Origin of the sequence: Bacteroides sp. M10 (assembly GCF_014334015.1) — a bacterium.
GTDB classification, from domain to species: Bacteria; Bacteroidota; Bacteroidia; order Bacteroidales; family Bacteroidaceae; genus Bacteroides; species Bacteroides intestinigallinarum.
The window spans coordinates 4,734,392-4,759,244 of the sequence record NZ_CP060488.1; the positions used below are offsets into that span (position 1 = coordinate 4,734,392).

At 39.3% G+C, this 24,853-nt stretch carries 18 protein-coding genes and 1 pseudogene; 8 read left to right on the forward strand and 11 right to left on the reverse strand.

What is annotated here, in order from left to right; all coding sequences use genetic code 11:
- Nucleotides 1–389: 389 nt before the first annotated feature.
- The 5 genes from H8796_RS17280 (at nucleotide 390) to H8796_RS17300 (ending at nucleotide 7,069) form a co-directional block, all read left to right on the forward strand.
- Complete coding sequence (locus H8796_RS17280) at nucleotides 390–2,204, forward strand: DUF4906 domain-containing protein (RefSeq protein WP_117933185.1); 1,815 nt, start codon at nucleotides 390–392, stop codon at nucleotides 2,202–2,204.
- 18 nt (nucleotides 2,205–2,222) lie between these two features.
- Nucleotides 2,223–2,795, forward strand: a complete 573-nt coding sequence (locus H8796_RS17285) for a DUF3575 domain-containing protein (protein WP_117933187.1) — start codon at nucleotides 2,223–2,225, stop codon at nucleotides 2,793–2,795.
- 4 nt (nucleotides 2,796–2,799) lie between these two features.
- Nucleotides 2,800–4,317 (forward strand): DUF3868 domain-containing protein, encoded by a 1,518-nt coding sequence (locus H8796_RS17290; protein WP_187343999.1) that lies wholly within the window; start codon nucleotides 2,800–2,802, stop codon nucleotides 4,315–4,317.
- 37 nt (nucleotides 4,318–4,354) lie between these two features.
- Nucleotides 4,355–6,001: an Mfa1 family fimbria major subunit gene (locus tag H8796_RS17295; protein WP_187343840.1), complete on the forward strand. Its 1,647-nt coding sequence runs from the start codon at nucleotides 4,355–4,357 to the stop codon at nucleotides 5,999–6,001.
- A gap of 111 nt (nucleotides 6,002–6,112) precedes the next feature.
- Nucleotides 6,113–7,069: a FimB/Mfa2 family fimbrial subunit gene (locus H8796_RS17300; protein ID WP_117933191.1), complete on the forward strand. Its 957-nt coding sequence runs from the start codon at nucleotides 6,113–6,115 to the stop codon at nucleotides 7,067–7,069.
- Nucleotides 7,070–7,165: 96 nt separating this feature from the next.
- On the opposite strand, the gene H8796_RS17305 is transcribed toward H8796_RS17300, so the two are convergent.
- Nucleotides 7,166–8,125 (reverse strand): hypothetical protein, encoded by a 960-nt coding sequence (locus H8796_RS17305; RefSeq protein WP_117933193.1) that lies wholly within the window; start codon nucleotides 8,123–8,125, stop codon nucleotides 7,166–7,168.
- Nucleotides 8,126–8,362: 237 nt separating this feature from the next.
- Nucleotides 8,363–9,322, reverse strand: a complete 960-nt coding sequence (locus H8796_RS17310) for a hypothetical protein (RefSeq protein ID WP_008999491.1) — start codon at nucleotides 9,320–9,322, stop codon at nucleotides 8,363–8,365.
- A 200-nt stretch (nucleotides 9,323–9,522) separates the two neighbouring features.
- Here H8796_RS17310 and H8796_RS17315 point away from each other — a divergent pair, with 200 nt between their 5' ends.
- On the forward strand, nucleotides 9,523–10,452 hold the full coding sequence (locus tag H8796_RS17315; RefSeq protein WP_008999492.1) for a UDP-glucuronic acid decarboxylase family protein: 930 nt from the start codon (nucleotides 9,523–9,525) through the stop codon (nucleotides 10,450–10,452).
- A 19-nt stretch (nucleotides 10,453–10,471) separates the two neighbouring features.
- Nucleotides 10,472–11,605, forward strand: a complete 1,134-nt coding sequence (locus tag H8796_RS17320; RefSeq protein ID WP_008647350.1) for a hybrid sensor histidine kinase/response regulator — start codon at nucleotides 10,472–10,474, stop codon at nucleotides 11,603–11,605.
- 94 nt (nucleotides 11,606–11,699) lie between these two features.
- Here H8796_RS17320 and H8796_RS17325 read toward each other — a convergent pair whose 3' ends face one another.
- The 7 genes from H8796_RS17325 to H8796_RS17355 are packed head-to-tail and all read right to left on the reverse strand — an operon-like array spanning nucleotide 11,700 to nucleotide 21,183.
- Entirely contained in the window at nucleotides 11,700–14,579 is a 2,880-nt protein-coding gene (locus tag H8796_RS17325; protein ID WP_117933195.1) for a PD-(D/E)XK nuclease family protein, read from the reverse strand.
- Nucleotides 14,580–14,609: 30 nt separating this feature from the next.
- Nucleotides 14,610–15,410, reverse strand: a complete 801-nt coding sequence (locus H8796_RS17330; RefSeq protein ID WP_187343841.1) for an energy transducer TonB — start codon at nucleotides 15,408–15,410, stop codon at nucleotides 14,610–14,612.
- Nucleotides 15,411–15,437: 27 nt separating this feature from the next.
- Nucleotides 15,438–16,154, reverse strand: coding sequence for an energy transducer TonB (locus H8796_RS17335; RefSeq protein ID WP_117933240.1), 717 nt, complete (start codon nucleotides 16,152–16,154; stop codon nucleotides 15,438–15,440).
- 4 nt (nucleotides 16,155–16,158) lie between these two features.
- Complete coding sequence (locus H8796_RS17340; RefSeq protein ID WP_117933199.1) at nucleotides 16,159–16,776, reverse strand: radical SAM protein; 618 nt, start codon at nucleotides 16,774–16,776, stop codon at nucleotides 16,159–16,161.
- Complete coding sequence (locus tag H8796_RS17345) at nucleotides 16,773–19,943, reverse strand: exodeoxyribonuclease V subunit beta (RefSeq protein WP_117933201.1); 3,171 nt, start codon at nucleotides 19,941–19,943, stop codon at nucleotides 16,773–16,775. The genes H8796_RS17340 and H8796_RS17345 overlap by 4 nt, the downstream gene beginning before the upstream one ends.
- A gap of 8 nt (nucleotides 19,944–19,951) precedes the next feature.
- Complete coding sequence (locus H8796_RS17350; RefSeq protein ID WP_117933203.1) at nucleotides 19,952–20,578, reverse strand: YhcH/YjgK/YiaL family protein; 627 nt, start codon at nucleotides 20,576–20,578, stop codon at nucleotides 19,952–19,954.
- Nucleotides 20,575–21,183, reverse strand: a complete 609-nt coding sequence (locus H8796_RS17355; RefSeq protein ID WP_004300457.1) for an RNA polymerase sigma-70 factor — start codon at nucleotides 21,181–21,183, stop codon at nucleotides 20,575–20,577. Before H8796_RS17355 ends, H8796_RS17350 begins: the two co-directional genes overlap by 4 nt.
- Before the next feature lie 160 nt (nucleotides 21,184–21,343).
- Between H8796_RS17355 and H8796_RS17360 the strand changes: the two genes are divergently transcribed.
- Nucleotides 21,344–22,336, forward strand: coding sequence for a FecR family protein (locus H8796_RS17360; RefSeq protein ID WP_117933205.1), 993 nt, complete (start codon nucleotides 21,344–21,346; stop codon nucleotides 22,334–22,336).
- Between the two features lie 332 nt (nucleotides 22,337–22,668).
- Here the strand turns inward: H8796_RS17360 and H8796_RS25675 are convergent.
- Together H8796_RS25675 and H8796_RS17370 are read right to left on the reverse strand one after the other, a co-directional pair.
- Nucleotides 22,669–23,623 (reverse strand): annotated as a pseudogene (locus tag H8796_RS25675) (DUF4999 domain-containing protein).
- Between the two features lie 23 nt (nucleotides 23,624–23,646).
- Nucleotides 23,647–24,846 (reverse strand): DUF1735 and LamG domain-containing protein, encoded by a 1,200-nt coding sequence (locus tag H8796_RS17370; RefSeq protein ID WP_004300461.1) that lies wholly within the window; start codon nucleotides 24,844–24,846, stop codon nucleotides 23,647–23,649.
- Nucleotides 24,847–24,853: the final 7 nt, after the last annotated feature.

A 24,853-nucleotide genomic window follows, 5' to 3' on the forward strand; every position in this document is an offset into this window, starting at 1 on the left:
TGTCATTTAGGCACAAATTATACAAGTTATCAGACTGCTTTATTGTATAAAATGGTCGTTGATCTTGCTTAATTTGTGCCTGAATTATATCTAAATGACATAAAAAACTATTAGCACATCTTGTTAGTGTGGTTTCAATAAACGAAACTCTTTTCTTTTAAATGGTGCGCATATCGCAAAAAAAACTTCCCGTCAACATTCTTCTTTTATAATGCGTAATCCCTTCGATTGTAAATAGCATTAATAGTCTTACTTCTGGAATCTGATTATCTGTATCAGAAATGAATACAATTTTGTATCTCCTTTAATATTCCGAAATTTGCAATATGAGATTTGGATAAAATTAGGTATCGCCAAGAATGAGGTGTTTAAGAGGTGTTTAAAAGGTAATGAGAGAGAGTAAGAGATATATAACTATTTTTTTCTATTTGATTCTTCTTCTATTTATGGCTGGATGCGAGCATGATGTAAGCACAATAGGTCAAGAGAATGAAGAGGAAGCACTGAAAGAAAAAGTGCAAATAGAGATTTTTGCCAGGGCAAAATCGTACTCTCTGCCTCCGACCAGAGCTTTGGAAAGTGAGGTCGGTAAAACTCCATGGATACTGGTCTTTAAGGGACAGGGTGCGGGAGCCACCTTTATAGAAGCTGTACAGGCTTTTGAAATGATAAACAAGCGATATGTGTTATTGACTAAGCAGCCTGCTGGTAACAAATACCAATTACTGATACTTGCTAATCCGTTGGATCAGTTCTATTATGGAAATGCATCTACGGGATATGATTTTAACCAGGCAGCTTTGCTTTCCAAGTTAACTCCGGGAGTGACTACTTATGGAGAAGCTTGTAGCAAGTTACTGACTAAACCATTGGGTAGTAATCCACTTACTACTGTACCGTATAGTGGAGATGAAGAGACGATTCCGATGAGTCATCGATTGGAAGTGGATCAAATAGACAATACGACGAAGATAGCCAATACTGATGGAAGTTCATTATTGCTTACCCGTGTGGTTGCTAAGATTGTCATTGTCAATAAAGCATCTAACTTTATTTTGAAGGGAGTGACCGCTGTCATGAATGTGCCCCGGCAAGGTAAATTGCATGATGCTGATGGGATATTAATGAATAATACAACCAATTTGACAGAGTATCGGTATGATGCTGCTTACTCACTTCCTGTGGTAAAAGCGGAAACGATTGCAACCGACGTGCAGAGTACAGAGAAATTCCCTATATATATGTACGAGTCCGATGTGCAGAATAATACATATCTTATTATTCAGGGTACTTATGACAATAAAGACTATTATTATAAGATGTCACTGCTCAATAGTAGCCTGCAGGCGATGGATATAGAGCGTAATCATTCATACACATTTACGATTAATAGAGCTAAAGGACCCGGCTATGATACGGTAAGTGATGCAAAAACTGCGAAGCCATCTAATACAGATCTTGATTTTGAGATTATGGTAGATGATAGTGAATCTTATGAGATCCTAGCCAATAATGATTATTATTTGGGTGTAAGCAACTCGGTTTTTATAGCCTATTACAGTGGTGAAAATATGGAGGATTATGATGCTTTTAGTGTGATTACTGATTGTACAAAGGATTTTCAGGATGCTCGAACAATAACAGATAATAAACTGGAAGTATCAGGAGCCTTTCAGTTAAGCGGGCCATTTAAAGTGCCGATAGTAACTTCCAATGGAACAAATCCGGTAATAACACCGGTAACAGTTGGAGTCACTAACCAGTTGATGGGTTATGAAGAGGGAATTGATGATAAGAAAAATGCGTATATAACATTAAAACTTGGAAACTTGGAAAAAAAAGTTCATATCAGACAAAGAAAAGCGATTTCCGCAGGAGGAAGCACACTAAAGTTTATGCCTACTAATAATACCGATCCGGTAGTAAGCGAAATAAACTATTTCTGTCTTACTGGCCAGGTAGAAGAGGGGACTGACAATCCTAAGGAGTGGATTCGTTTATACTCTTCTGTAATGCCGGAAGGACATACAGGAGAAGATCACATTATCGTAGAAGACGGGAGAATATATGTGGAAGTGTTACCTAATACAAATGCAACTCCCAGATCCGGTATTGTGCATCTAACCACCATGGCATCTGTTGGTGGGGTTAGTTTAAACTCTGTGCAACGTATAAAATTAGATATTACTCAATTAGGGCAGTAAACAGTAAATGTGTTATTAATGAAGAAAGTAAGTTTACTCATATTATTCATGCTCGGATGTATTCTTTTCGAGAGTAAGGCACAGAAAGTTGCGCTTAAAAGCAACCTTTTGTATGATGCTACCACGACCATGAACTTAGGAATGGAGCTGGGATTGGCACGTAAATGGACATTGGATATTCCAGTCAACTATAATCCATGGAAGCCTTCCGACGGCAAACGATTACGTCATTGGGGAATACAACCCGAAGTTCGTTATTGGTTTTGTGAACGCTTCCGCCGTACGTTTATTGGAATACACGGACATTATGCGGATTTCAATGTGGGAGGATGGCCTGATTGGTCTTTCATCAGCGAAAATATGCAAAAGAATCGCTATCAGGGACATTTATACGGAGGTGGTTTTTCTGTGGGACATTCCTGGATTCTGAAAAAACGCTGGAGTATTGAAGCATCTGTTGGAGTGGGGTATGCACATATTGTATATGATAAATATCCCTGTACCACTTGCGGTACGAAGGAGAAGGAAAATAGTAAAAATTACTTTGGACCTACTAAAGCAAGTGTGTCGCTTATTTATATAATTAAATAGAATGATGATGAAAAGAAATATAAGTTTTATCGTATGTATGTTAGTGGTTTGCAGCCTGAATATAAAGAATGTGGTGGCACAATCCCGCTCTTATGAGGGCAACATTGCTGTGAAGCCGGTTCAACTGGAACAAAAAGGTAACTTTCTTCATATCGATATAGACTTTAGCTTGAATAATGTGAAGGTCAAATCAGCGCGCGGAGTGGATCTTATTCCCCAACTGGTATCTCCGGAACGTACGTTGAATCTTCCAAAGGTATCTATTAAAGGTCGTGATGAATATCTGGCTTATGAACGTGAACTTGCGGTAATGAGTGCCAAAGAGAAGAAGACCTATGAGAAGCCTTATGTGGTGGAAAAAGGAAGCAAATGGAGAAATGATACGATTCGCTATCGGTATGTGGTGCGTTTTGAGCCTTGGATGGAAGATGCGCGTTTGGATGTGCAGCGTGATGAGTGTGGTTGTGGTGAAACTGCATTGATGGATGTGGAGCAGTTTGATAAGGTTACGTTGGAACGTGTATTGTTGCCATACGTGGTATCACCTCAATTGGCATATTTGCAACCAAAGGCTGAAGAGATCAAACGCCGTGATATACAGGCAGAGTGTTTCCTTGATTTCGAAGTGAATAAGGTGAACATCCGTCCTGAATATATGAACAACCCTCAAGAGTTGGCTAAAATTCGCAAGATGATTGATGAGTTGAAGTCTGATCCCAGTGTAAAGGTTAACCGCTTGGACATCATAGGTTATGCTTCTCCGGAAGGAACATTGGCAACGAACAAACGCCTGTCCGAAGGACGTGCTATGGCACTCCGGGAGTATCTGGCATCCAGATATGACTTTCCAAGAAACCAATATTATATCATTTTTGGCGGTGAGAACTGGGAAGGCTTGGAAGAGGCATTGAATACCATGGAAATGGAATATAAAGATGAAGTGCTGGATATTATAAGGAATATACCTATTGAGAAAGGAAGAGAGACTAAGTTAATGCAACTTCGTGGGGGAATACCCTACCGGTATATGTTGAAATATATTTTTCCGAGTCTTCGTGTAGCTATCTGTAAAGTGAATTATGAGGTTAAGAATTTTAATATAGATGAAGCAAAAGAGGTTATTAAAAGCCGTCCGCAGAATTTAAGTTTAAATGAGATGTTCTTGGTGGCTAATACCTATCCGGTTGGTTCGCAAGATTTCATTGATATATTCGAGACGGCTGTCCGGATGTATCCGAAGGATGAGATTGCTAATATAAATGCCGCTGCTGCCGCTTTATCGCGCAATGACCTGTTATCGGCAGAACGCTATTTAGATATGGTACACTCAAATACTAATTTATCAGAATATAATAATGCCATAGGGGTACTAATGCTATTAAAAGGAGAATATGAGAAAGGAGAAAAGTATTTAAAAATAGCCTCCGAATCGGGTTTGGAAGCTGCCGGACATAATTTGGAAGAATTGGCTAGAAAGAGAACAAATGCAGCTGAAATTGAAAAGAAAAATAGGGATAAATAAATTAATTACAAACGCTTTTATTAAATTGTAAAAAACAATGAAGAAAAAAAACTTTTTTATGCTGGCACTTGCTGCTATTGCATTTGCAGCATGTAGTAATGAGGACATCGTTCCTGGTGGGGAGAACGGGACTGATGTAACGAACTCTGATGGAGATGCATGGGTGGCTTTAACTGTACAATCAACTAAAACACGTGCACTGAACACCCCCAATCAAGAAAATGGTACACCTGATGAAAGTACGATTACTAAGGTTTACGCAGTTTTCTTTGATGGGCATACTGATGCAAGTGTTGTAACGAAAATTGTAGATTTTGGAACAGAGGATATTAATAACCTGCCGAACAGAACAAATGCTTTTAAAGTACCTTCTACTTCTGTAGCTGTGTTGGTTATTGCTAATCCACAGAATTTGGGTCGGATTATTCAAGAAGGTGACACTTATGAAAATGTAAATAAGGTAATAACGCTTACGGCAGAAGCTGGAGTGACTACTGGGGTAGCAAAATCAGGCGGGTTTGTGATGACAAATGCCAAAGGTGACCTGGAACCTTCAAAGGCTAATGGAGATCCGGAAGCATTGACTTTGTACAATACACCAACAGCGGCAACAAGCTCTCCTCTGACTATTAGAATAGATCGTATATCAGCTAAAGTGCGGGTATATGTGAAACCTGATGGTGGTGAAAAACTTAGTGAAACTGCAACTATAGACTCGGATGAGACAGAGTGGTATTTGAATATAACAAACAAGAAATTCTATCCTGCATCAAAAAGAATGAAAACAGCCATGAATACGTGGACTCCTTATGATCAGTATAGTCTTGGTTCATACAGAGTAGATCCGAATTTTGGAGTAATCAATGATATTGGCGCATGGGATGATGATGATCAAACGGTGTATGCTGGAAACTATTTTTATGTGTCATCTGCTACTAAAAAAGAAGATATAGATTGGAATGAAGTAAATACGTCTGTTAAATATTGTCTTGAAAATACCCAGAATCAAACTGATGTTGTAAACTTCAATATGCATGCTTATACAACTCAAGTATTGTTGAAAGTCGGTTATGCTCCTACTACCATTACCAATGAAGATGGTTCAAAAGTGACTTTAGCTAATGGAACAGATTGGTTTAATATGAATGGTATATTCTATACTCAAGCTTCGGTATTGACTTATATCGAAAAGGAATTGACTAATAAATATACACATGATAAGCCGTCTGAATATGCTACGGATATAACAGATGCTTATAATGAATATATAAAGGCACTTCTTAATACCCAAGTTGCTATTCCTGCTGATAAGGATGATGCTAAGACTGCAGCACAAATGGCAGAGGAACTTACACAAGAGTTTAGTGATCTTGCTACTCAAATCTCAACAGCAAGTAAAGGAGGTAAGAATCTGAAAGGTGTTGAGTACTATTCAGAAGGTATTTGTTACTATAAAATCATGATTAAGCATGATGATAGTCCTACCATCATGAATAAGTTAGGTGAATTTGGTGTAGTTCGTAACTCTGTTTATGATATTACTGTAAATAAAATCAATAATCCGGGTTATCCAATCATCCCCGATCCGGATCCTAGTGCTCCGGATGAAGAAGAAGACCGTTACTTGTCTATCAAGATTGAGGTTAATCCATGGACTTGGTACAGTCAAGTTGAACCACTATAATTTGAAATTCATTGTTTTAATATAATTTGAGGTAAGGAGGGGACGCTCTCTTTACCTCCAAAACAAACAATAGAAAACTTTATAGTTTGATAGAATTAGAAGAATAGAAATATGAACCTAAAAAGCCTTGTACGTCATGTCACCTTCGGGATTCTCATCATTAGCTCCTGGATAATGACTTCTTGTGATAACTTTAATGAAGACCTGCCGGAATGCCGTTTGTTTGTAAAGTTCAAATATGACTATAATATGGAATTTGCAGACGCTTTCCATACACAGGTTGATAAAGTAGAGCTTTATGTGTTTAATAAAGACGGAAAGTTTTTATTTAAACAGGCAGAAGAAGGAAGCTCATTATCGACGGGAAATTATCTGATGGAGGTAGCATTGCCTATAGGCGAGTATCAGTTTATGGCATGGGCAGGTGCACGTGATTCATACGATATTACTTCGTTAACTCCCGGTGTCTCTACGATTACTGATCTACGATTGCGGTTGAAACGTGAAGAGGCTCTTATCATCAATAAAGAGTTGGAAACGCTTTGGTATGGTGAGATTATCGATGTAAACTTTACAGGGAAAACTCATCAGACAGAGACGATTAACCTGATAAGGGATACAAAACGGGTACGTTTTATATTCCAGGGTTATACCAATGATTGGGAACTCAACGTGGATGATTATGATTATGAGATTCGGGAATCCAATGGGTATCTGGGGCATGATAACTCTTTGTTGGAGGATGATATGCTTAGTTTCCAACCTTATCGCAGAGATCAAGTGAATTCTTCTGCTGCTTCAGTAGACCTTAATACGATGCGGTTGATGAAGGATCGAAAAACCCGGTTAGTGGTGACGGAGAAATCTTCTGCAAAAAAGGTATTCGATATCAATCTGATTGATTATCTTGCTATGACTAATATGGAGGATAAGAAAATCGGAATGCAGGAATATTTTGATCGCCAAAGTAACTACCATATCGTTTTCTTCATCTCTGATTCATGGCTTGCCATGAGAATCGTGATTAACGGATGGACTGTTTATTCGCAGACAGAAGGAGAACTGTAATATCAACAAATAGGGAGAAATCCCAGAAAAAATACATTAGTATAATAAGGGACAAAAAAAGAACCGGCTAAGTTGATTAACTTAGCCGGTTCTTTTTTACAAGGTATCAATTATACTTTTTTGATTTTGTAGGAATATGATACGCTGTGCTTCTCCGCTTTCCGAGATCAGAGTGGAGTGACGTTTCAAAGATAGAATCCAGTCACGTTGCATCTGACAGATATGCGGGCTTTGTGAATCCATAGAATTGATTGAATATATCCGCAATAGACTAATCTGGTAGTTCAGCTTTTCGATGTAGCTGTAAGTCGCTTCAAAGTTTATATTGGATAAATAGAAATACACTTTCCGTCCTTCGCTAAATTCTCCTTTACTTGATAACGTTTCTATATACGTCAGTAGTTGATATAGCTCTTCTTTTAGGTTCTCTACATCATTCAGTGTAATCATGTGCAAACTGGCAAAGTACTTAATCTCATTGACGAAAGAATAGAAAATACTGGTGTCCCAGATAAAAAAGGTTTTGGGACATTGCTTCACACTTTCACTCAACTTCTTATGCGCCTGCACGATTTTCTTCTCTACGCGCATATCCTCCAAAGAGTGTGGAGTCTTGATTTGTCCATGCTGATAAATCCATCGGCTAAGACGAAACTTAGACAGATTCTCGAAAGAAGAATAAAGCGTAAAAGGTAAAAGATTGGAAGCCGTATATATTTCCGTGCTATTATCTTCTTTTACAAAATCAAATATCTGTAGATAACGATTAAGTATTTCGTAATAGCTATCTATCGCATTAGAAGAATGATGCAGGTTGAGGTCGAAAGTCACCTTGTTAGAATGGTGGTCGCCGACTACCTGATCGATAGAAATTCCCAATTTGTGAGATATGATGGCTACTTCTTCTATCGAAAAAGATACCTCACCCCGAAGTCTGCGGTATACAGCTTCTTTGCCCATACATAGGATATCCGCCAAATTACTGGCAAGATTTTGCCCTTTGGGAACCCTCTCTTTCATAACTGTTATTAATTCATTTAGAATACCATTTTTCATTGTCTGTTCCTCGCATTTAATATTAATAATCACTGTGATACATTTTATGCAAAATTAAAGCTTGTAAGTGAAAGATTAGTGTGGAAAAACGGCTATGAGTTGTGTGCTCATTTTCTGATTGGAAAGAAAAAAAAAGAGTGGGGGCATATAATGAAAAAAAGTAGATAATGTGGTTATCTACTTTCATTTATTGTAATTCTATAATTTACTTGCTTCTGTTTTACGAAAAAATGGAAATTAAAGAGTATCAATGATTTCCCGTTGTTGCTTAAAAAAATGAATACGTTGCATTTCACCACTTTCGGATATCAGAGTGGAGAATTTCTTTAATGACTGAATCCATTCTTTTAAACTATGGAATATCTCATGATCCAGGGTAGTCAAAGAATTGATGGAATAAACACGTATCAGGCTAAGCTGTAGCGAATTGGTTTCCACATAACTGTATGTCGCCTCAAAATTGATGTGAGACACATAGATACGGACCGTATTGCCATCTTTGGTTTTTCCTCGTGTAGCAAGTTCTTCCAGTTCGTCTGTAAGCAGAAACAATTCCTCTTTAATCTGCATTTTTGCTTCATCCGAAATGAGATGAACGTCAGAGAAGTATTGGATGTCATTGATGAGATGCTGGAAAATCATACTATCCCAGATATAATCTATAGAATGAATATGACGGGTCATATCCACATAATCTTTCTGGATATTGAGCAATTTCGCAGGAATCTCCAATTCATCGAAATTGTTACACTGAATATATTTGTTTTGGTACATCCATTTGAAAAAACGGAATTTAGCCAAAAGATCATGTTTCAGATAGAGAGTCTGGGGAATAATATTAGAAGAAGTCCCCATGGTAGACTCCGGATCATCCTGCATTGTATTAATCAATGATACATATTTATATAAGGTATTATAGTAACTTTCAAACGGATCATCATAATCTACGATATTTATGTCGAACATTGCATTCGATTTGAAGCTGGTTCCTATAATCTTATCCAGCGATATGCCAAGTTTCCTTGAAACAAGAGCTGCTTCCTGTAGCGTGAAAGGTACCTCACCACGCAATCTTCTATATACGGCTTCTTTACCTATGTATAGTGTGTCCATTAACATATCTGCCAGTTTACCTTTTGCCGGAAGCTTTTCTTTCATCGCCTCTATCAGGTTTGTATTAGGGTCATTTATCGTCATAATAGTCTAAATAAAATGTACTTTTGTATTATAAACATTTCACTGTGGCAAGTTGTTTCGGAATTTGAAACTATTTAAATCTTCTTTTTTTTAAAATATCCTCTCCGAAAATTGTTTATTTTAAGCAAATCGGTTACATTTGTGTCCATAAACAAAACGAAGGGACAGCGTCTCTTTAGTAAACAATAGAAAAACTTAGAATGAAAAGAATATTGGTAAGTGGCGGAGCCGGTTTTATAGGCTCTCATCTCTGTACTCGGCTTATAAACGAAGGTCACGACGTGATATGCCTGGATAATTTTTTTACGGGTTCGAAAGATAATATCATTCATTTGATGGATAATCATCATTTTGAGGTGGTGAGGCATGATGTCACTTATCCTTATTCGGCAGAAGTAGATGAAATATATAATTTGGCATGTCCCGCATCTCCTATCCATTATCAACATGACCCGATTCAAACAGCTAAAACATCTGTGATGGGGGCTATAAATATGTTGGGATTAGCAATGAGGCTGGATGCCAAGATTTTGCAAGCTTCTACGAGCGAGGTATATGGAGACCCGATCGTTCATCCGCAACCGGAAAGCTACTGGGGAAATGTGAATCCGGTAGGTTACCGGTCTTGTTATGATGAGGGGAAGCGTTGCGCAGAAACGTTATTTATGGATTATCACCGTCAGAACAGTGTGCGTGTGAAGATTATCCGTATTTTTAATACGTATGGTCCGCGAATGTTGCCGAACGACGGCCGGGTTGTTTCTAATTTTATTCTTCAAGCGTTGAATAATGAGGATATAACTATATATGGTGATGGAAAACAAACACGTAGTTTCCAATATATTGATGATTTGATTGAGGGAATGATAAGAATGATGAATACGGAGGACGGATTTACAGGACCTGTGAATTTGGGGAATCCGAATGAGTTCCCAGTGTTGGAACTGGCGGAAAGGATTATTAGTCTGACCGGCTCATCTTCGAAAATTGTATTTAAGTCTTTGCCGGATGATGATCCGAAACAGCGACAACCGGATATTACATTGGCTAAAGAGAAACTGGGTTGGCAGCCTACCGTTGAACTGGAAGAAGGGCTGAAGCGTATGATTGAATATTTTAAAAATGTCTGAAGCATAAAAAAAGAAAATTATGAATATGGAAATTAATCCTTCCGAATATAAAGTCCTTATTGTGGACGATGTAATATCAAACGTCCTTTTATTAAAGGTACTTTTGACCAACGAGAAATTCAAGATTGTGACTGCCGGTAATGGAACACAGGCGTTGGAACAAGTGAAGAAGGAAAATCCGGATCTAGTATTGTTGGATGTGATGATGCCGGATATCAGTGGATTTGAGGTGGCTCAACAAATGAAAGCGGATCCCGAAATGGCTGAAATTCCCATTATCTTCCTGACTGCTCTTAACAGTACGGCAGATATCGTCAAAGGATTTCAGGTGGGTGGTAACGATTTTATCTCAAAGCCATTCAACAAAGAAGAGCTGATTATTCGTGTGACACACCAGATTTCGTTAGTTGCAGCGAAAAGAATCATTGTTGCACAAACGGAAGAGTTGCGTAAGACTATTATGGGACGTGACAAGCTCTACTCTGTGATTGCACATGACTTGCGTTCGCCTATGGGATCCATCAAGATGGTATTGAATATGCTGATTCTGAATCTGCCAAGCGAAACGATTGGTGAGGAGATGTATGAATTGCTAACGATGGCCAATCAGACAACTGAAGATGTATTCTCATTGCTTGATAATCTGCTGAAATGGACAAAGAGCCAGATTGGTAAACTAAAAGTGGTTTATCAGGATATTGATATGGTAGAAGTGGTAGAGGGCGTAAGTGAAATCTTTACGATGGTAGCCAGTCTGAAGAATATTAAGATTGTACAGGATGTACCTGTGGAAAATATGGCTGTCCGTGCTGATATTGATATGATTAAGACGGTGATCCGTAATTTAATCAGTAATGCGATTAAGTTTAGCAATGAAGGTTCGGAGGTAGTGGTGTCACTGGCAGAAGAAGACGGTATGGCAATCGTAAGTGTGAAAGATAGCGGTTGCGGTATCGATGATGAAAATCAGAAGAAGTTGCTGCATACCGATACTCATTTCAGTACATTTGGTACAAACAATGAAGAAGGTTCGGGACTCGGATTGTTATTGTGTCAGGACTTTGTTGTTAAGAATGGCGGTAAACTTTGGTTTACTTCCAAGAAGGGAGACGGGTCTACATTTAGTTTCTCAATCCCATTGTTGGAGAAATAAGATAACTTAGATAATACGACTAGAAATAATAAGGGCACGGTTTGCATGAATATGTAAATCGTGCCCTTATTTAATGGTATATTCTATTTTCGGTCTATCGTTTGCAGATAGCCTTAAAATCGCAATACGAACATTTTTTAGTATCTTCTGTCTGCGTAAAAGGCTCTTCTTCGCTGAATATTTCTTCTAATAATGCTTGTAGGCGTTCACGGAATTCATCTTCAAAGAAAGCGAAGTTGTTTACCGGTATTTTCGGTTTACGGGGTTCTCCCATTTCGATAACAGGCGAATAGTTTTCTGATGCTGCCCGGTGGATGTAGAGCAGGGCAGGAGCTACCATTAACGATTGTTGTCGGCTCATGATAGCGGCATACAGAAAAGTCTGGAAGATATAGTTCGGGCGTGTTTCCGATGGGGTGAACAGTTGTTCGATATTAGCAGGTATTTTAGGACTTCCTCCTGTCTTGTAGTCAACAATCCGCAGGGTACTTTCTTTAGCATCCATACGGTCGATTGTGCCACCCAGACGGAGAGTGAACGGTCCTTGTCCTGTTTGTATAGTTATCTCTTCTGAAACTTTCTTTTCCATAGCGACCATTTCGAAAGGAGTATATTGAAGGTCGTTGCGCAGCAATTGTTTCAGATAGGAAACAATTACTTTGGAGTTAATAAGTTGTATGCCGTTATATTCCGGTTTTTCTTCGGGAGAAACCTTGAATAATTCTTCTTTGAAGGCTTGGTCAACGTAGCTTTGTAGTTTCACATCATTGCGTAATAAGCGTTCAAGATCTTCTTTCTGTATCGTTTTTCCGGCTGCAGTCAGGTCAGTGTATGCCAATTGGGCGGAGAGGTGGAAAATGGTTCCGAATAGAGCGGAATCAATTTCAGCACTAACTTCGTCCGGTGTTTTCAAGCCCGCTACATAGCGGTAGTAGAATCTCAACCGGCAATCCAGATAAGCATTAAGGGCAGAAGGAGAGAGAATCACTGAATTTGGATGAGTGCTATCGTAAGCACGATAGAGTCGTCTTAATACTTCAGGTGTTTTTTCTACTCGTATCTCTTGGGTACTTTGCGGAGATTGTCCGGCTTCCAGATACTCGCGAGTGATATCATGCGGACCTTCTACAAGTAACTGCAGCATGAAACGGGATTCTTCTCCACGGTTGAGACCGTCCGAAGAAGTATTGTAGAGTAGCGTGATATTCTCTGCCCGTTGTATCAGTCGATAAAAGTAATAGGCATACACTGCATTTTTGTGTTCGATAGTGGTCATGCCGAATGCTTTCCGGAGATTATAGGGAATAAAAGAGGAATCTCCTCCGGATTTTGGAAGTTGTCCTTCGTTGAGAGACAATATAATGAGATTCCGGAAGTCCAGATTACGTGTTTCCAATACTCCCATGACTTGCATTCCAATAGCAGGTTCTCCATGGAAAGGAATGTTAGAAGATGTCAGTACTTTGGTAATCAGTCGTTTCAGAGTATCGGTGCGTATATTTAATTCTCCGCTTTCAATCAAACTGTAGAGACGGTTGATTTTGGTATGGCTTTGAAAGAGCGATTCTCTATATAGTTGATTGAAAATATCATTGTATTCTCCTTCTTTCCGATAAATGGTTGAAATGTATTTGATTAATTCGATCAGATAATCGCATAGTTCTCTTATACCATTACGGGGAGTGAAGAGGGTAGTTAGGAAATCATCTTGTTTAAGTTCCGACGGGAGTGGATAAAAACGGTTTGTTTGGGTCAGCTCACGTTCCAGGGGACCGGCATGGGATGATAATTGCTGGGTATAGGGATGTTTCAATATGGCGGATACTGCCTCATAAGTGAATCGGCCGGTGTCGGAGCGGTAACCATTGGTTTGCAGTTCCATTGCGGCATTGATAAAGCTATAAACAGGAGTTTGTGCCAATGGGAATCCCATGGTGATATTGACATTTTTCACTTCCTGCGGAATGGAGTGAAGCACGGGGAGTAGCAGAGCTTCATTGCAAAGCACTACAGCATTTTCTTTTTCCTTTTCTACGGCAATTTGCGAATGATCGTTTGTTATCGCCTTAATCCATTCGGGAAGGAAACGTGCTTGGGCATTCTCGGTAGAAGCGGAGATATAACGTATTTTCTTCGGTTCTTTAAAGGTGTTGAAAAAGCTTTCCGGGAGTTCGTTCGGAAATTCCTCGAGGTTACGTTTCAGAAATTCTCCGGCCTCATGTTTTTTGATTTGTTGGGTATAGAAAATATCATAGTCCCAATAGAAGAGTGCCTTGCCCGCATCTTTCAGTTTTCTGAAAAAATCATTTTCTACCTTGTTCAATACATTGAACCCGACAAATATGTATTTGTCGTATTTGAGTTGGTCGGTATCGAGTTGTTCGATCACGTTCCGGTAGAGCATGCCTTCGTAAGCAATGCCTAACTCTGTCAGGTTCGCCCGATAACGATGGTAGATAGTACCTAGCTTATCCCAAAGGGAAATAAATTTTTCTTTTAGTTCGGTCCGTTTTTCAATGGAGAAATTCTGAAAAAACTGTTGTATGGCTTCTTCCTGCTCTTTGTCGAGGAATTCATAGTCGTCCATCAGGTTTTTCAAATCTTGTAGATTACTGAATAATTTGTCGGCATCGACCATATTTTTATCTACATCATCAAAATCACTAATCAACAACTCTCCCCAGAAGTAGAAATCGTCCAATGTTTCCTGACTCTGTGTTTCCTCTTTGAACACTTTATAAAGTTCGCAGACCAATCGAATAGGATCGCCGCTTTTCTGTGCGGATAGTTTCTGAAACAGGTCGCTGATACTCATGGCAGCTGGTGACCAGATCGGTTGATCGGATTCTCCTGCTAAATATTCATTGAAGAACAAGTTAGCACGTTTATTAGGAAAAACGAGTGCCGTACGTGACAGGTCGTTTCCTATCTTGGTATATAAATCATGGGCGACTAGTTGGAGAAATGATTGCATATTGATTAAGTTTTTTTCTAATTCATATATTTATTGTAGTCGGAACATAACCGGAACGGTGAAATAAACGGCTACTTTAGTACCATCCTCCAGTTCTCCGGGTTTCCATTTGGGCATTTGGTTGATGACGCGTAATGCTTCCTTGTCCAGGTAAGGATCTACGCTGCGTACAACTTTAGGATTGACTACATTTCCTTCTTTATCAACGATGAACTGAATTATAACGCGTCCCACCCCCATCTCTCCTTGTGCTATTGTAGGATACTGGATTTCTTTTGCAATAAATTGCATGAGAGCTTGTTGGCCTCCAGGAAATTCAGGCATAACCGGAGCTATATTCAGAGTATCACTCGCTGACAATGAAGTATCTGATATATCGGGGGAAACAAATCCTACTACTACCTCTCCTCCTATCACATCGTCGGGTATTGGCGCTGGTGGTGGAGGAGGTAGCACATCTTTTATGGTGGCAATGATGGTGTCTTCTGCTAAAGTGGGGGCAGGTTCTCCCATAATAAGATCTCCATAGGAGGTGGTGTCACTAGACATTTCTTTATTCATTCCTTTATTAGCAGAATTGGTGCATGAAGTCATTGGAGTCATGGCTATCAAACCTGCAGATATGCCTAATACTGTGATTGCTTTTCCCGATACCTGCTTTCGCTCAAGTTGTTGCTCCAAATATCGAACTTCAGCTTCGCATTTGGGGCAAGTGCCCAAACAATCTCCCTGATACTGACATTCAGAAGTAATGAATTCAATATCATTCGCTTCGGCTATCTGCCGACGAATCTCTTTTAAGATTTTACAGGTTTGTTTTCCTCGTTTCATGGTATTATCTATATTGAAAAGGAGATATTATTGTTTGGCTCTGAATATGATTGGAACTGTATACCTTACAGCTACAGGTTTTCCCATTTGAGTTCCGGGCTTCCATGCTGGCATTTTTTTTATAATTCTCAATGCTTCCTTATCATAAACCGGATGAATCCCACGAGCAACTTTTGCATCTATAATCTTCCCTTTTTTAGTAATAGTGAACTGAACAATAACACGTCCTGAAATACAAGGTGCGTCTTGAGGATAGTTTGTATTTTTGGCTATATATGTCATTAATGCTTTTTGACCTCCAGGAAATTCAGGCATTGCCTCTACGATCCCAAACATTGCCTCTTCTTTTTTCAACGACAAGGCTTTTAGCTCCTCTGCAGTAATGGTGGTTCCTGCTACCTGATGTGTTTTTTCTGTTTTTCCACCCGTAACTTCAACTTTAGGAAGTGAATCACAACTGTTACTTAGACTGTCCTTTATCGCTTCTTGTCCATATAGAGGAGAAGAAATCAATGCAGCAGATAGCCCAAGAGATACGCCCACTATTTTTACACTTAATCCGGACCTTTGACGGTTGAGAAGTTGTTGTTCCAGAGAACGAACTTCTGCTTCGCATTTTGGGCAAGTGCCCGGACAATCTCCCAGATATTGACATTCAGAGGTGATGAATTCAATATCATTTGCTTCGGCTATCTGCCGACGAATTTCTTTTAAAATTTTACAGGTTTGTTTTCCTCGTGCCATGGCATTAATCATTAGGGGTTTTATAGGTGAATCGGTCGAATTGGGTGATTCCCATTTCTTTCAAAAGCTCTATGCTGTAGTCTACATCTTGCTCCGTATTATAAGAAGGAATGAGCGGTGTTCGAATGATAATTTTCCCGGCTTTGCCTTCTCCGATTAAATACCGGAGATTGCATAAAACCCTTTCATTACCTTTTCCGGTATATCGCTGATAGATGTCATTATTCATGTCTTTGATGTCGACGATATAATTATCTACAATAGAAATCAACTTTTCTATATTCTGTAGTGGAACATTGAGAGACGTTTCGACAGTGATTCTCCATTCCGGTCCGCAAAGTTGGCGAAACTGCCGGATGAACTCGTTTTGCAATAATGGTTCTCCACCTCCAAATGTGACTCCTCCGCAGCTCGCCAGAAAGTAAAGTTCGTCTTTGCGTACTTCCTCATAGAGTTGGTTACAATCGTATCTCTCCCAAACACCATCAGGCTGTAGAGAAGTTGGATTGAGACAATATTTGCAACGCAACGGACAGCCATGGAAAGCAACTAATGTTGTAATCCCTTCACCGTCAATCGTTAGTCGATGGCGGGCAATGCCGATGAGAGGAACAGCTTTCATACTTTTTCTATTTTTTCTTCATCCACATACCACAAATAGCCGGTGATATTTTTATATCCCATCTTGGTAAGAAGTTGCATATATCCTTTCACTTGTTTGTTATATTTAGGATTTTCCTTACCAAACTTGAAATCGACTACAACAACCTGATCGTCTTTCATCATTACACGGTCCGGACGACGGGTTTGCAAAACTCCTTTTTCTTTATAGATAATAGCACATTCATTAAACAGTGTCCATTTTCCAGAATACCAATCTTGAATTTCAGGAGAAGAAAAAGCTTTCTTTGCAACTTCACGAGCCACTTTTTCTTTCTCGTCATTTCTGATAACTCCTTCAAAAATAAGCCGTTCGATGGCCGGATCGATATCTTCTGCTGTTTCGATGACAGAAAATAAAGTATGTAACATACGTCCGCGGTTGATAAAGCGGTCGTCCGAATCTTCTTCTTCAATGCCCTGAATGAAGTCGGCAGAGCGGTTGGACTGACGAAATTCAATATCATGCCACATGGATTCCATTCGGATAGGGAGTTTTTCTGGTTTCTGGGTTAGCTTGTTTGTGGATGTCTTTATTCTTTCTTCTTCGGAAGGGCACAGTTGTCCTTGCTCGTAACAGTCCTCTTCCCAGTCAATCCCTTCTTCTTGGGCTACTATCGGTAGGGTGTTTGCCAATAGTTCGGACATGGTGCCTTTTTGGCTTTTTCTGCTCCAGATAATAAGGTTTTTCCCTGCGCGGGTAAAAGCAACGTATAGTAGATTGAGATTATCTACCCAAAGTTGAAGACGTTCTTGCAGGTAGTCGTTACCATAAATCGATTCTGCCATTTGAGTGGAATAGTTAATAGGAAGAATATCCAATGCATTGAACGGTGCTGTTTGTGGGGCGCACCATACGAGCTGATTATTGGTTTCATTCTCCAGCTTCCAGTCGCAGAAAGGAAGGAGCACGGTATGGAATTCCAATCCTTTGGATTTGTGTATGGAGAAAATCCGGATACCTTCTACTTCTCCACTTGGAATTGTTTTACTGCATAATGTTTCGTCCCAATACCGGATGAATCCGTCCAGCTCGGAAGAATTGCTTTGCAGATAATCGGTCACGGCATCAAAGAAAGCGAATAAATAGGCATCCTGATCTTTGATAAGATTCATCTCGAATATACTGAAAAGTTCTTCTAAAAGCTCATAGAGAGGCATTAGTCTTAGTTCCTTTATCCTTTCAAAAAACGCTGCGGGAAGATAATTCTCGGCAGGGAGGAGTAGGAGAGTATTCCAATCCAGTCCTTTCTGTAAGACCTCGTTTTGATAGGCTACGGCCAGTTGGGCACGAGCTATTTTATTGTTTTCATCGGAAAGGAATCGCAGTGCATCCAGCATCATACAAATGGCAAGAGAGGCGTCCAAGCGGAAGGCTTCGTCTGATACCACTTTATAGTGTAGCTCCTTATCAAAGTAATCGGCGATTCGGGGAATACTTTTATTTTTCCGTACCAGAATGGCTATATCATTTAGTCGTACTCCGGAGGTGAGGAGATGTTTTACTTCTTCTCCCAGACTGATTAATGTCTGTTCGGTATAATCATGTTCTTCGTCGGGTTCGAGAAAAGAGACTTTTACATATCCTTTTTCTGTACTTCGGGGAGATTCCTGCACAACGTCGGCATAGGCTTTCTGCAGATCCTCACAATCCTTGCCTAACTGTTGCTTATATACTCCGTTCAGATAGTTGGTGGCAGCTGTGAAGATTTGGTTATTAAACCGGATCACATTGGTTTCACTTCTCCGGTTGGTAGCTAATGTCTTGACGCGGATCGGGAAATGTTCGATGTGGTCATTCAGGCTGTTGAGAATTCCCCAATCGCCATTTCGCCAACGATAAATGGACTGTTTAACGTCTCCTACAATCAAACTGTCTGCTCCTTGAGACAATCCTTCCAGTAAGAGCAATTTGAAATTTCCCCATTGCATCCGGCTGGTATCCTGAAACTCATCTATCATGACGTTATGGATATTCGTTCCTATCTTTTCGAATACAAAAGAGGAGTCGCCGTCTTTCACCAGCTGATGGAGCAGGGCATTCGTATCTGATAATAGAAAACGATTGTTGTCGTGATTCAATTGACGTACTTCTTCATCGATATTGGCGAGGAGTTGCACTTTGTTGAGATGTTGCAGGGATAATCGGCAACTATTTAGTAACAAATTATTCTTGGAACGTAACTTTTCAGCATCTTCCAGAATTTGCATGAGACTGGAGTTGGCTAAATTAATGATGTCCGCGTAGCGGGGAGAAGTCTTGGTTGCCCAGTTCTTTGCATCTTCCAGACATTTTTCTACTGTGGCATTACGGATATCATTGCCTAAAATACCATTATTAAGTTTACGAAAATAACTTCCGATTCCGCGTGAACCGTTTTTCAGATCATCAGCAGTCAGTGCGTGTCCATCCAGTTCTCCTTCGAATTGGTCGTAGAATCCTTTCATTTGCTCCAGAATTTCCGTTTCCAGCGCTTTCAGTTGCTTGCGATACTCTTTGATGGTATCCGGGTTTCGTAACCGTTGCCGGAGCCCTTCTCCCTTTTCAATATAACCTTCATCGAAAATATTGCGTCCGAAACTTTTTACTTCATCCGATACGTTCCAACGTTTATCATCGGCAATCCGCTCGTTGATATAATCTAGCAACCATGCGAGGACGGGAGAAGTGGGTCCTAGTTTCTCAATCATGCTATCTACAGCGTCACTAAGAACTTCGGTGTTATTTAACTCGATATTCAGATTCGGGCTAAGTTCCAGTTCCCGTGCGAGATTGCGCATGACAGATTGAAAAAATGAGTCGATAGTCTCTACCCTGAACCGGCTGTAATCATGTAGCATATAGCTAAGGGCGACGCCTGCCGCTTCCCGTATCTCCTGTTCGGTTTTTCCTGTCTCTTCTTTAATTCGGTTGAGGTAGGCTTCGGAATCTTTATCGCCTATCTGTATGCCGTAAAGTTGACTAAGAATGCGTTCTTTCATTTCTGCTGTTGCCTTATTGGTAAAGGTGACAGCGAGAATTTGCCGGTAGGCGCGGGGATTGAGAATTAACAGTTTGATATATTCCACTGCCAGGGTAAATGTCTTACCCGAACCTGCGGAGGCTTTATAGACTAAAAGTTCACTCATGTTTCTGTTTATGGGATATATTCGATTTTAGCAACAATGACCCGTATGTCCTCCGGTTCTTTCCCTGCCTTTACCAATGCCTGATGAAAGTTTTTGGGGAAGAACATGAAGAATGTATCCGGAGTGGAATCTACATATTTTATTTTCTTAGCTTTGTAGAAAGTAACATCCGGTTTGTATTCAGTGATAGGCTCTGCATATTCTGCTGAAGTAATTCCGAAACGTTCGGTGCCTTTCACTACATATTGCAGATCAATACCATGGCGGTGTGCTTCGATTTTACGTTTACTGATATCTTGTGTTGTTGCATCCTGTACATTGATGTAACAATGTTCGCCATCCACTTCATATCGTCCGGCAGGCATATTCGCAAGGTCGTGGGTAGCTAACCATTGGAAAGTCTTGTCCCACACTTTCTGGTTCTTATGATATTGTGACGCAAATTCCTGATAATCGGTTGTTTTATGAGGCATTGCCTTCAGCCCGTTTGCCCATTCTTGTTTTTGTGTCCATTGACGGGCTTGTTTAAGAGTCCAGTTATCAGCGGATTCTTGTGAACACACGTTTTCAGTGAAGAAGAAAAGAAAAAGTCCGATAAACAGGCTTGAACTACTAAATACGAATTTTGATTTCATGATTGTTCGAAAAAATTAGGTCCGAAAATAAGTATGAATAAAGGTAGATAGTCTTTTAAAGCTACTCGTAATAACTTTAAGGCTTGTCCGATCCTGTAATTAATCGTTTGTGGAGATACATTCAGCTTCTCGGCAATTTCTTTATGCGTCAGATGTTGATTGCGGTTCATCTCGTAAGCTTCGAGATATTCTTTCGGAAGTTTTTTTAGTGCTTCTTCATATAAACGGAAAAGCTCATCACTCAAATAGAAGTCCGGGTTATTGAACTCACTATCATATTTATCAACGATTTCCTGATGAACTTTTCGTTTGATCTCAAAATGGGAAAGACGGTTGAGAGCTTTGTTCTTGACAATCGTAAAAAGAAGTGTTTTGAGTGTCAGCTCTTCCATAAGAGTGCAACGATTTTCCCACAGCCACATCATCGTTTCTTGTACAATCTCCTCTATTTCTTCCTGCTCACCTACATACTGGGAACAAAAAGCACATAGCCTACGGAAATAATGTCTGTAGACGACGTCAAAAACTTTTTCTTCTCCTGCTTTTAGGGCAGTGATAACGGACTTATTATTATTAATATCCAAATATATCGGAGATTGTGACATTCTCTTTTAATTTATGTAAGACAAAAATAATGAAAGAAGTAGATAAATGAAATAAAAATGCGAGAAAAAATATTTTTTTCTTTTTCTCTTTAGTATATTTGTACTCACAACTGTATTACTACAAAGGTATTATAGTTTTTTTGTAAAAAGATAAAAGAGCATGGATGAAACTATCTTGGTGAATTACCTGCAAGGCGAATGTAATGATGAAGAAGCTGCCCGGGTGGAAGCTTGGTGCGAGGAAGGACCGGAAAACCGGAAAACTTTGGAGCAACTTTATTACACTCTTTTTGTAGGTGAGCGTATAGCGGTAATGAATACTGTAGATACAGAGGCGTCATTGGATCAATTTAAATCAGCTATCAGAGAAAAGGAGAAAAAAGCTAAGCGGAAAAGTATATCGATCCGTTGGGGACGTTATGCTACTGTGGCGGCTGCTTTTCTTACCGGACTCGTTTTTGCCGGTGGAATTGCTTGGGGATTACTTTCTAATAAGCTTTCGGATTATGAGGTGATAACTGCTGCCGGACAGAGAGCGCAGACTGTGTTGCCGGATGGTAGCAAGGTATGGCTGAATGCATCTTCAAAAATAGTTTATCATAATTCTTTCTGGAGTTCGGATCGTCAAATCGATTTGTCGGGTGAAGCCTATTTTGAAGTGTCTCATGATAAACATGCACCATTTATAGTAAATAGTAAGCAAATCAAGACTTGTGTGCTCGGTACGAAATTTAATGTGCGTGCACGCGAAGAAGAGAATAGGGTAGTGACTACCTTGCTTCAAGGACTGGTACGGATAGATTCTCCGCGAACGGAAGAGAATGGCTATTTGCTGAAACCGGGACAGACATTGAATGTAAATACGGATACTTATCAAGCAGAGTTAATTGAATATAACCAGCCTACAGATGTGCTTCTCTGGATTAAAGGCAAGTTGGAATTTAAGCAACAATCTTTATTGGAAATCACCAATATTATGGAGAAGTTGTACGATATCAAATTTATTTATAAGGATGAAGCATTGAAGTCAGAACGGTTTACCGGTGAATTCTCTACTGATAGCACTGCTGATGAAATACTGAATGTATTAATGCATACCAATCATTTCTCTTATAAGAAAGACGGACGGATTGTCCGGGTGATGAAGAAATAAGAGATAGATTCGTGTTTCTAAAAGGCTGTCTAATTAGATTTTGAAAGATTAAGGTTTGTTCGTTATATAAAGATGTGAAGTGCTCCCAAAAGTTAGATACATAACTTTCTGGGGGCATTTCGCATATATGTAGTGGCAAACTGATTGGAATGGGATTTTATTAGATAGTCTTTAAAACGAGAAATCACCCTCACTACATGACTGAACTGCACTCCTTAAGTTTTGTGTTCAACTTTTGGGGTGCAGTTCATTGTAATGAGGGTGATTTTATGAACTTAAGGCCTGTTTGATAGCCTCTATTCTATATTTTATAGTTATCTATTCATAAATACTTACTCACTTTGGGGTTCGTAAACATTAAATTCTGTAACATCCGTACGACCACTTGAAGCAATGGTAATAATCTGATATTTTAGATATCGCGTAGTAATAGGAGAAATGAACGTAATATTTTGTGTGCCCCCAGATATTGCTAGTGAACTTAATGATTTCCAAGTCGTACCATTATCAGATTGTAAAATCTCTACTTCTCTAGGAGCATATGAACTTGAATTTCCCCAATGATTTGTTTTGATGCCTGTTAACACCTTAGTTTCTCCTAAATCAACAGTAAACCAGAATCCTGCACCACTAAGAGCAATATCAGTATTAGTCCTGCCATCAATTAAGTTATTACCTGTTCCTTCTACTCCTTCTTCTAGCTTAATTACCCAACTTGCACGATTACTGATAAGTTGGCTATTGCTAGGAGTACCACTTTTTAGATTGCAGTAGGCAGTTATTAATAATGACAGGTAATGTACTTAAGCTACTACTAATAACTGTGTTCTTATCATTGGTAGTTACATTACTGATTGATATACTGAAAGAGAAACTTGTTTTTTCCATGATACTGGCGAATATCGTCGGATCAACCGTCGCAGTGATTTCTTCAGAAGTCATCTGTCCCTCTTTGAGAGTAACTTGTGAGGAACTTAAAACGATCTGGCTTGCATCAAGCCCTTCTGTTTCACTTTTTGCACTTAATGCGATAACCATATCTGTAGATACTGCTTTTTGCGTTTTTACAGTGAAAGCCATCTTAATTTCATCTCCTCCGATTCCATTCGCATCATGAGTCAGATTGAATTTTTTTACATTCCCTGATAAATAGTCATTTCTCTGTAGAGACACATACGTAGCATTCCATTCGTTAAAAACTTTTTCATCATCGCTACAGGAAGAAATGAACGGGACAAACAAGCCGAGTAGAGTTGCTATTGATAGTGATTGAAATATATTTTTCATATGTACATACGATTAAATTATTACTATTTCCATTCGGTAGATTTATCTGTAGATAAAATACCGTCAATCCAGGTAGGAGTAGCAGAAGTAGTCAAAGTATGACCTTTGCCAGTTGCGTCTTCGAATACATTGCCTTGTCCTTCATTAAATCGCCAATAAGCTTCCAAACCTACAGATTTTGGGCTCACTTGGGTCATGTTATTCTGAATTTGAGAAGCGGAACGAACTACAGACCAGATACGTGCTTCACTCATCAAAATTTTACAGTTTCCCCATCTACTATAAGAATCATCACCTAAGCAGAACCAATTTACATCAGAGAAAGTTGTTGCTCCTGTTGGTATACTCAACACACCCGAATCAACTCCGTTTATGTAAAGTCGATAGTTGGAACCATCACAGACCAATGCTAAATGTTGCCATTCGTTTGGCTTGAAAGAATTACTTGGATTCAAATAAAGCCGGTTACGTCCTACAATCTGTACTAATGAATGTGCCTTATAATTTTCATTATCACTTTGAGGATCCTCAAAACGTAAAAGGATAAAGTTTGCATCATCTCCTCCGTTCTTAAATACTGCACGGTCACGGTCAGCTGTGTTGGCTACCTGGAAACGAACCTCTATAGTATATTGTGAATACGTTTCGGGAGATTCTGTGAATTTATTAGCTTTTAAACTAGGAGCGCCAACAAACATTGGAGCTGAAAATTCGATAATACTTTCTGCCAAAATAACAAAGGTCCCGGTATTTTCCATCGGTGAAATACTTCCATCTTGCAACACTAATTTTACAGGCAGTGCATATGATTCTCCCGATTTCATCATTTCCTGGCTAAAAGCTTTCAAAGCGATAGAGAGGGCATCGGCTGCATATTGTCCTGCTTTTACAGTAATTGTTTCCGGCAAAGTATAATAATCTTTGGGCAACATTATATATCCAGTTCCATTTATATGGTTATAAGTGTCCAGTACTGATTGATCTGTAACCAATTTATAATGATTATCTGTAGAAGAAAGATTACTAAGATGCACATTTAGGGTAGTAAAACTTTCTCCAGTAGCCTGTACGGTCACTTTTTGACTTGTACTGGAAAGAGCTTCTTCAATATAAGCATGTGTATCTAAAGTATCGTATTTGGCATCTCCACAACTTACTATGCTTCCTAGGCCTGTTATGACTGCGGAGAAGCATAAAATTTTTATATAATTCATACGTTTCATAGTTTAC